This window comes from Pseudomonas sp. (assembly GCF_030690725.1).
Taxonomy (GTDB): Bacteria; Pseudomonadota; Gammaproteobacteria; order Pseudomonadales; family Pseudomonadaceae; genus Aquipseudomonas.
In genome coordinates, this window is record NZ_JAUYGD010000016.1 from 1 (window position 1) to 8,479 (window position 8,479).

5 protein-coding genes and 2 pseudogenes are annotated in these 8,479 nt (G+C 55.8%); 4 read left to right on the forward strand and 3 right to left on the reverse strand.

Annotated elements, in window-relative coordinates; all coding sequences use genetic code 11:
* Window positions 1-92 precede the first annotated feature (92 nt).
* Both Q8O69_RS03830 and Q8O69_RS03835 read left to right on the forward strand, forming a co-directional pair.
* A complete protein-coding gene (locus tag Q8O69_RS03830; protein ID WP_305589704.1) occupies window positions 93-1,589 on the forward strand; it encodes a CoA-acylating methylmalonate-semialdehyde dehydrogenase in 1,497 nt (498 codons plus the stop codon).
* Window positions 1,590-2,011: 422 nt separating this feature from the next.
* A complete protein-coding gene (locus Q8O69_RS03835; RefSeq protein WP_305589706.1) occupies window positions 2,012-2,782 on the forward strand; it encodes a gamma-glutamyl-gamma-aminobutyrate hydrolase family protein in 771 nt (256 codons plus the stop codon).
* 83 nt (window positions 2,783-2,865) lie between these two features.
* Here Q8O69_RS03835 and Q8O69_RS03840 read toward each other — a convergent pair whose 3' ends face one another.
* Together Q8O69_RS03840 and Q8O69_RS03845 are read right to left on the reverse strand one after the other, a co-directional pair.
* Window positions 2,866-4,278: a hypothetical protein gene (locus tag Q8O69_RS03840; protein WP_305589708.1), complete on the reverse strand. Its 1,413-nt coding sequence runs from the start codon at window positions 4,276-4,278 to the stop codon at window positions 2,866-2,868.
* A 280-nt stretch (window positions 4,279-4,558) separates the two neighbouring features.
* Window positions 4,559-5,386: an NYN domain-containing protein gene (locus tag Q8O69_RS03845; RefSeq protein WP_305589710.1), complete on the reverse strand. Its 828-nt coding sequence runs from the start codon at window positions 5,384-5,386 to the stop codon at window positions 4,559-4,561.
* Between the two features lie 908 nt (window positions 5,387-6,294).
* On the opposite strand from Q8O69_RS03845, the pseudogene Q8O69_RS22045 reads away from it, so the two are divergent.
* Both Q8O69_RS22045 and Q8O69_RS22050 read left to right on the forward strand, forming a co-directional pair.
* Window positions 6,295-7,401 (forward strand): annotated as a pseudogene (locus Q8O69_RS22045) (cache and HAMP domain-containing protein); the annotation flags it as partial.
* Between the two features lie 90 nt (window positions 7,402-7,491).
* On the forward strand, window positions 7,492-8,262 hold the full coding sequence (locus Q8O69_RS22050; RefSeq protein WP_370692729.1) for a methyl-accepting chemotaxis protein: 771 nt from the start codon (window positions 7,492-7,494) through the stop codon (window positions 8,260-8,262).
* 40 nt (window positions 8,263-8,302) lie between these two features.
* On the opposite strand, the pseudogene Q8O69_RS03855 reads toward Q8O69_RS22050, so the two are convergent.
* Window positions 8,303-8,479 (reverse strand): annotated as a pseudogene (locus Q8O69_RS03855) (IS1595 family transposase); the annotation flags it as partial.

The following is an 8,479-nucleotide window of genomic DNA, read 5'->3' on the forward strand; positions in this document are numbered from 1 at the left end:
GCGACTACGCAATGTCGCGGCTAAAGCCCCTCCCACGACCGAGTAGCCCTAGCGGCCAAGGCCGTCTCAAAGAATTTGCTAATGGAGTTTTTATGACCATCGTTAACCACCTGATCCACGGCGAACTGACTGCCGGCACCGGCCGCAGCGCTGACGTGTTCAACCCGTCCACCGGCGAAGCGACCAAGAAAGTTGCCCTGGCCGACCGCGCCACCATGCAACTGGCCATCGACTCGGCCAAGAGCGCTTTCCCGGCCTGGCGCAACACCCCGCCAGCCAAGCGCGCCCAGGTGATGTTCCGCTTCAAGCAGCTGCTTGAGCAGCACGAAGCGACCATCTCCAAGCTGATCAGCGAAGAGCACGGCAAAACCCTGGAAGACGCCGCCGGTGAACTCAAGCGCGGCATCGAGAACGTCGAATTCGCCTGCGCCGCCCCGGAAATTCTCAAGGGTGAGTACAGCCGTAACGTCGGCCCGAATATCGACGCCTGGAGCGATATGCAGCCTATAGGGGTCGTGGCAGGGATTACCCCGTTTAACTTCCCGGCCATGGTGCCGCTGTGGATGTACCCGCTGGCCATCGTCTGCGGCAACTGCTTTATCTTGAAGCCGTCCGAGCGTGACCCAAGCTCCACCCTGTATATCGCCCAACTGCTGATCGAGGCCGGTCTGCCGAAAGGCGTGCTCAACGTGGTGCACGGCGACAAAGAAGCGGTAGACGCGCTGATCGAAGCGCCGGAAGTCAAAGCCCTGAGCTTTGTCGGCTCCACGCCGATTGCCGAGTACATCTACAGCGAAGGCACCAAGCGCGGTAAGCGCGTACAGGCCCTGGGCGGCGCGAAGAACCACGCCGTGCTGATGCCCGATGCAGACCTGGACAACGCCGTCAGCGCACTGATGGGCGCGGCCTACGGTTCCTGCGGCGAGCGCTGCATGGCCATCTCCGTGGCCGTGTGCGTAGGCGACCAGATCGCCGATGCCCTGGTCGAGAAAATCGTGCCGCAAATCAAGGCGCTGAAAATCGGTGCCGGCACCTCCTGCGGCCTGGACATGGGCCCGCTGGTTACCGGCGCGGCGCGTGACAAGGTAAAAGGCTATATCGATGCTGGCGTGGCCCAGGGCGCAAGCCTGGTGGTCGACGGTCGCGATTTGGTGGTGGCCGGCCATGAGAATGGTTATTTCGTCGGCGGCACGCTTTTTGACAGAGTCACGCCTGAGATGACCATCTACACCGACGAAATCTTCGGCCCCGTGCTGTGCATCGTCCGCGTCGGCAGCCTGGAAGCGGCCATGCAGCTGATCAACGACCACGAATACGGCAACGGCACCTGCATCTTCACCCGTGATGGTGAAGCCGCGCGCCTGTTCTGCGACGAAATCGAAGTCGGCATGGTCGGCGTCAACGTACCGCTGCCCGTACCGGTCAGCTACCACAGCTTCGGCGGCTGGAAGCGCTCGCTGTTCGGCGACCTGCACGCCTACGGCCCGGACGGTGTGCGCTTCTACACCCGCAAAAAAGCCATCACCCAGCGCTGGCCGCAGCGCGCTTCGCACGAAGCGGCTCAGTTCGCCTTCCCGAGCAATGGCTAAGTAACACCCAAGGGGGCTGATCGCAGGATCAGCCCCCTTTTTTGATGCGACAAAGACTGTAGGAGGGGCTTTCGGCTCTGGCATCCTGCTTCGCTCTACCTCCTGCATCCATGCAGTCGTAGCCGCGAGCTTTCGCGACCATCGCCAAGGCATCACCCGCAGGCGCAATTATTCCGTAGGAGCGGGCCATGCCCGCGATCAAGGTCACCACCGAATCGCGGCCACGGGCCGCTCCTACACAAACAACGCAACACGCTTTACGCAACAAACCAGCCGCGCGGGCGCGGCGTTGGTGCAGTGACCGCAGGTTACGGCACCCCTTGGGTGAGCGGGTTCAGGGTTTCCTGACCCGTAAGCCCGCTCTCCCAAGGGCAGCCCACTTCAATTATTAATGAAGAGGACTCCTTGCAATGAATAAACCCATGATTGGCCTTCCCCTGTGCCGTTGGCAGTTGACCAGCCGTGATATCGGCTGGTTTCACCTGGTCGGTGAGAAGTACATCCACGCCGTCACCGGCTTCGGTGCCTTCCCGTTGATGATCCCGGCTTTTGGCGATGATCTGGACATGGACACCGTGCTGGATAACGTCAGCGGCATCATGTTCGGCGGCTCACTCTCCAACGTGCACCCCAGCTTCTACGGCGACGACCATCCTGGTCTCGGCCTGGCCGACAAGCCTCGTGATGAAACCGTACTGCGCCTGCTGCGCGCCTGTATTGATCGCGGCATTCCCTTCCTCGGCATCTGCCGTGGCATGCAGGAAATGAACGTGCTGTTTGGCGGCACCCTGCACCGTGAAGTGCATGAAGTTGAAGGTCGTCTTGATCACCGTGAGGTGAAGGACGTACCGGACGATGTGGCCTACGGCCCGATGCACAACGTAGCCCTGACCGAGGGTGGCGTGTTGCACTCGCTGTTCGGCGAGCGGCAGATCAAGGTCAACTCGTTGCACGGTCAGGGGATTGATCGACTGGGCGAGGGCTTACAGGTTGAGGCCGTCGCCGAGGATGGGCAGATCGAGGCGGTCAGCGTGATTGGCGCCAAAGCGTTTGCCGTTGGGGTGCAGTGGCATCCCGAGTATCGCTATTGGGAAAAGGCGGATTACAACGCGCTGCTGGGGGCGTTTCATCAGGCGGCGCGGGAGTATCAGGGGAGGAAGTTTATTGTTAAGAGGGATATGGTTTCGATCTAGTTCAGGAGAATAAATACATTGAAAAAGAAGACTCTCGTTGAGAGTCTTCTTGATAGGGATTAATTAAGATTTTTTTGCGGTAGCTAATAAATTAAACCGCAAATGTCCGAGCCGGCATTTAGTCCGCCTCTATTGTCACTCCCGGACTTAGGTAGGACATATGTGTAGCGCTCGTCACCGTGGTAGGTTATTTTCCAGTGTCGAGAATCTGCATCGATTTCAAAGCCGCAGGATTCAAGTGCAAATCTGACTTTTTGGTTCATTTCCCTATACCCGCGCAGAGCTTCCTTGATGATTTTTGCTTTTTCATCTGATGCTCGGTCGGGCGTGTTGCTTTCGAGTATCGAGATTATTATGTGTTGTCGCCTGCTTCCTTCCTTTACACGGGTGGAATAATCCTTTATGGCGTCTAAAACAATCTCGTATATTTCATTGGGGAAATAATCGTCTTCGTCCCCAACTTGTATTGTGACTCCGCCTTGTACTGGGTTTTTTGCTTGTAGGGAACGTACTACGGATTCTAGCCTAAGTACTTCGCTGCGGATTTTTGCTAGTTCTTCTTCTTTTTGATTTATTTCGTTGTCATATAGCTCTGTCAGCTCATTTGTTGTTGTTTCTTCTGTTTTTAGTCTTTCTATTGCTGCTCTATTTTTTATATCTTTAACTGCGTCCCAAGTGCATTTCATTAATGGCATTCGTTTGGATAAAATGCCGCTTATTTGAGAGTATATTTCTTCTTCGAAATCTTTTACTGAACCCCATTGGCGATCATGCCTGTGAAGTGTAACTCCTTGGTTGTTTGGCCAATATACGCCTACGACTCCGCCATAGACATTTCTGGACGATGATCTTGATCTAATTTTTACTGAGAAGCTTCTGGATGGTTCTACGATGACGTGGGCAAGGCCTGATAGTTTTCTAGCGATCCGTTCAGGAATTAAAGCGTGGCGCCCATTATAGCCGCAGCTGACATAAACTATGGGTAGTCGGTTTGAACTTTGGCCGGTTATAAGATTAGTGGCATGTATATACCCGCTTTCATCGTCGCTAAGGATAAATGGGTTATGATTTACATATAAATCATCATCTATCCCGCCGCCAAATTTGTCTATTAGGCGGATTATTATCACTGGCTTTTTAATGGTAGGTAGGTTGGTTGAGGTGTCCTTTGATTCGCATGTGGACTTAACATTAACCCAGACTTCTTTACTGGTCTCCATGAGGAGGAAGCTAATAGTTGTTATCCAGTGAAATTGATGATCGGTTTTTGTATAGCGTAAAGAGGTGACTTCGCAGTTTACATCGCGTGCTGAATTGTACTCTAATAGCTCTTTTTCCTTTTTAAATTGGAATTCATTTTTCTCGGGTAATCTGAGTATCTCCTCTTGGGAGATGGATGTGTAAGGAGAGTCTATGATCCAATTCAAACACTCTCCAAGTAGTTCTTCTTTTTTTATTCCGCATCTAAGAGGGAAGTCGGTAGAAAAGTACTGCATATGAGATCCTTTTGGTTTGGTTTTGTAGTTGGTGATGAATAGATTGATTTTAGTTGCATGGTTTTTAGGGTGGATTGCTCGAATTAAAAGTCAGTAACTTTCTCTTGGGTTTGTGTAAAGAGAAAATCCGCACGCATGCCAGTGGGTCGTGGCACGAAATTCTCTTTATTTCATCATTGCTCCAGTAACACGCCGCACTCATGCTCTGCCTCGTGCACAATTATTTAGTTAGTATTCAGGCAGTCCCGGCCTTAGCCCTAATATTCTTTTTTGTTGCGGACTACTTGGTTAGCTTGCGAGTTCGTGCGTAAAGTACTTTCCCGCCAGTAGCGGTCACTCCGCGCTCTTGCAATTCAAAGCGGCTGTTCTGCGCTTTTATCAAGTCGCTGAGCTTCTTGTGACCATAGAGACGTGAGTCGAAGTCCGAGCGCAACTTACGAAGGTTTTCGCCCAGAGAAGCTAAAAGCACCCAGCCATCCTCATCCGAAATGTCTTCAATCACCTTGGCAATAAAGTCCACTGGCACTTTCTGCGGTTTGACCTTGGCCGGTGCGAGTGGCGCGCTTGGTTTGCTCTCTGCTGTGGTGACAGGTGTTGATGCAGCGGCTGATGCCCCGTTGCTGGTGCTTTCCGGCTCTGCGGGTTCGGCGTCGTTGCGCAGCAGTTCGGTGTAGATAAATTTGTCGCAGGCGGAAACGAAGGGTTTAGGTGTCTTCTGTTCGCCGAAGCCGATCACTTCCAGCCCTTCTTCACGTAGGCGGGCGGCCAGGCGGGTGAAGTCGCTGTCGCTGGAGACCAGGCAGAAGCCATCAAAGCGCCGGGTATAGAGCAGGTCCATGGCGTCGATGATCAGTGAGCTGTCGGTGGCGTTTTTGCCGGTGGTATAGGCGAACTGCTGCATGGGTTGAATCGAGTGTTCCAGCAGCACCTTCTTCCAACCGCCCAGATTGGGTAGGGTCCAGTCGCCGTAGATGCGTTTGACGCTGGCCACGCCGTATTTGGCGATTTCCTCGAACAGGCCTTCGACAATCGCGGCGGAGGCGTTGTCGGCGTCGATCAGCACGGCAAGGTGCTTTTGCTGCCGAGGTGGGCTGGATTTGGCGGCCATGCTTCTTCCTTGAATGAGGTTGCCTCGACATTACTTCGAATTGATGGCAATGCGCCATAGTTTGCGCATTGGCTTTTGGTCTTGGGCCGGTGTGTATCCGCCGCTTATGCGTTGTTGCTAGTAATGGTTCCGCCCTTACGGCGGGTCACTTCTGGCAAACGCCCCAGAAGTAACCAAGAGGTCTTGCCCCTTGCATCCGGCCCGACTTCGTCGGGTTCCCTCGCTCCATCATTGTTCCAGGGGCCGGCGTACAAGGGCCGTCCCTGGCCCTTTACGCCTCTCGCCGCATCCATGCGGCTCGCTCCCTTCCACAACGATTCCACTCGGCCTCCTGATGGGGCGTTTGGCGTCGTCTGTGAGAATTCTTGAGGAGCACAGCTTTGGTTCTTGCTTTGGCTTTTTGCTCTGCCATCCACCAATCGCCCAAACAACGCGGTCCCCGAATCCCGTCAGGAGGCAGAGTGGAGGTGCTGTGGAGAGGGGCGTTTGGCATGGATGCCAAACGAGGAACGATGGGCCAGGGATGGCCCTTCGTGACGACCCTCGGAACAGTGCCGGAGCGAGGGAAGTCTGGCGCAGCCAGACCCGTATGCCGGGTGTGCTTTCTCTTTGGTTACTTTCTGCGCGAGTAAATAGACACGGAGCGAAGCGCAGTAACAGCCGAAGGCTGGCCCGAAGGGTGAGCGCAGCGAATCAAGTGACTCGCCGTAAGGGCGAAACGCTTAATCCGCGTTACCGCTGCTGCGGCGGAATACCTGCGGTCCAACCAGCCGCCGATTTACCGCGCCAGTCGCTTTTGCTCTGCAGCGTTGTCGTGGTGAGGCCAGCGCTGGCGCTGTCATAAGCCTTAACTATCCTCAACAAGCGCCGATAGAGCGTATTACTGGCCAGCTAGAAGGCGATGTCCCATGCGTATCAAATCCAAACTGTTGGTGAGCTTTCTGGTTGCAACCCTGATTCCCGTTCTGGTGGTGGCGCTGCTGACGATTCGCAATGTCACGCAGCAGGCCAAAGAGAACTTCCTGGTATCCAGCAGCCTGGATATGAAGCTGGTGAACAACAGCTTCGCCACTTTCTTTGATTCGGTGGGCTACACCGTTTCGGCCCTGGCGGAATATCCCGCGGTCAAGGATGCCGATAACGGTGAGCTGACCACCTATTTCGGTGAGGCGCGCAAGCCGGGCGAGGTGGCCACCGCCAATGGTGGGCGCGAGAAGCAGATTTTCGATTACTTTTCCAGCATCGGTAAGAACAACCCCACCTTCGGCTACGTGTACATGAGCGATACCAAGGGCGGCTATGTCGAGTGGCCGGGCACCGGGGATTACGGTGACTGGGACCCGCGCACGCGCGAGTGGTACCCGATTGGTCGTGACGCCAACTTCACCCTGGGCCGCCGCGACGGTTATTACTGGGAGCCGGATGACGCGGTGTATGTTTCGGTGCTCAAGGGCTTCAAGGACAACGCCGGGCAGTTCGCCGGGGTGGTCGCGGTGGATGTGTCGCTCAAGGCGCTCACCGATATGGCGCAGAAGGTGCGCTTTGGCGAAACCGGTTTTCTGATGCTGGCCGAGGGCAGTGGCACCTTGCTGGTGGATGGTCTGCAGCCGGACAACAACTTCAAGAAGGTCAGTGAGCTGCCCGGCGAGCACTTTGCAATCATCGGCAAGACCGAGAACGGTCTGGTCGAGGTGGAGATCGACGGGGTGGCGTATATGGCCAACGTCTACACCTCGCCTGAGCTGGGCTGGAAGTTTGTCGGCTTCAAGCAGGCGGACGAGATCTACGCGAGCGCCCGTGAGCTGACCTGGATCACCCTGATTGTCTGCGTGGTGCTGGTGCTGGTATTCGGCGCGGCTGGGGTGATTATTGCCAACCGTATCGTCAATCCGATCAATCTGGTGAAAGACGGGCTGCGCACCATCGCCCAGGGTGAAGGTGACCTGACCCGCCGCCTGGACCTGCTCAGCAAGGACGAAACCGGCGAGCTGGCCAAGTGGTTCAATCAGTTTATCGAGTCGATCCAGGGCATGATCAAGGTGATCAAGGAGAACGCCATCAGCATGGATGGGGTTTCCAGCGATACCAACAAGCGCACCACGGCGATGTCGGCCACGCTACAGCGTCAGTTGAGTTCGGTGGAGCAGATTGTCACGGCCGTGACCGAGATGTCCTCGGCGGCCAATGAGGTGGCCAAGACCTGCGTGCAGACCGCCGATGTGTCGGAGCAGGGCCTGGTGGCCACGCGCAATGGCAAAGAGGTAATCGCCCGCAGCACGTCCGGGGTCAACAAGCTCGGCGCCAGCATCCAGAACTCCAGTAAGGTGCTTCAGGAGCTGGAGAAGGAAACGGTCAATATCAACAATATCCTCTCGACCATTCAGCAAATCGCCGAACAGACCAACCTGCTGGCCTTGAACGCCGCCATCGAAGCCGCCCGTGCGGGCGAGCAGGGGCGCGGTTTTGCGGTGGTGGCCGATGAAGTACGCAACCTGGCCAAACGTACCCAGGACTCCACCGAGCAGATCAACAATATCCTCAATCTGCTGGTCAACCGCATCAAGGAAGTGACGGTGAGCATGGACCAAAGCCTGGTCGAGTCGGGCAAGGCCATCGTGCTGTCCGATGAGGTTATGGCCGCCTTCGAAAGCATTGAAGGCAAGGTGCAGATGATCCGCGACATGACCATGCAGATCGCCACCGCGACTGAGGAACAGCACCTGGTGACCGAGGAAATCAACCAGAACATCGTCGCCATCAACGACGCGGTGACGCAGATATCGGTGCAGGCCTCCGAGGTGGAAAGCTACGCCCAGGAACAAAGCGGCCTGAGCAGTGAGCTGAAGCAACTGGTGGTGCGTTTCCGTACGGAGTAGGCCGGCCGGCGCGTTGCGCCGACTAACCCCAATAAAAAGGCTATGTCCCAATAGCGTGTTGCATGGTGCGTCCAACCGCCTCCTGGATACAGTGAGCTGGCTGAATACGCTGTTGATAGCGCTCAAGCATGCGGCGCCAGCCCAGACAGTTCGGGAGGTAGCGGGTGGCGACACCGTGAAAACGAGTCATCCAGCTCTTCAGGCGACTGTGATAGGC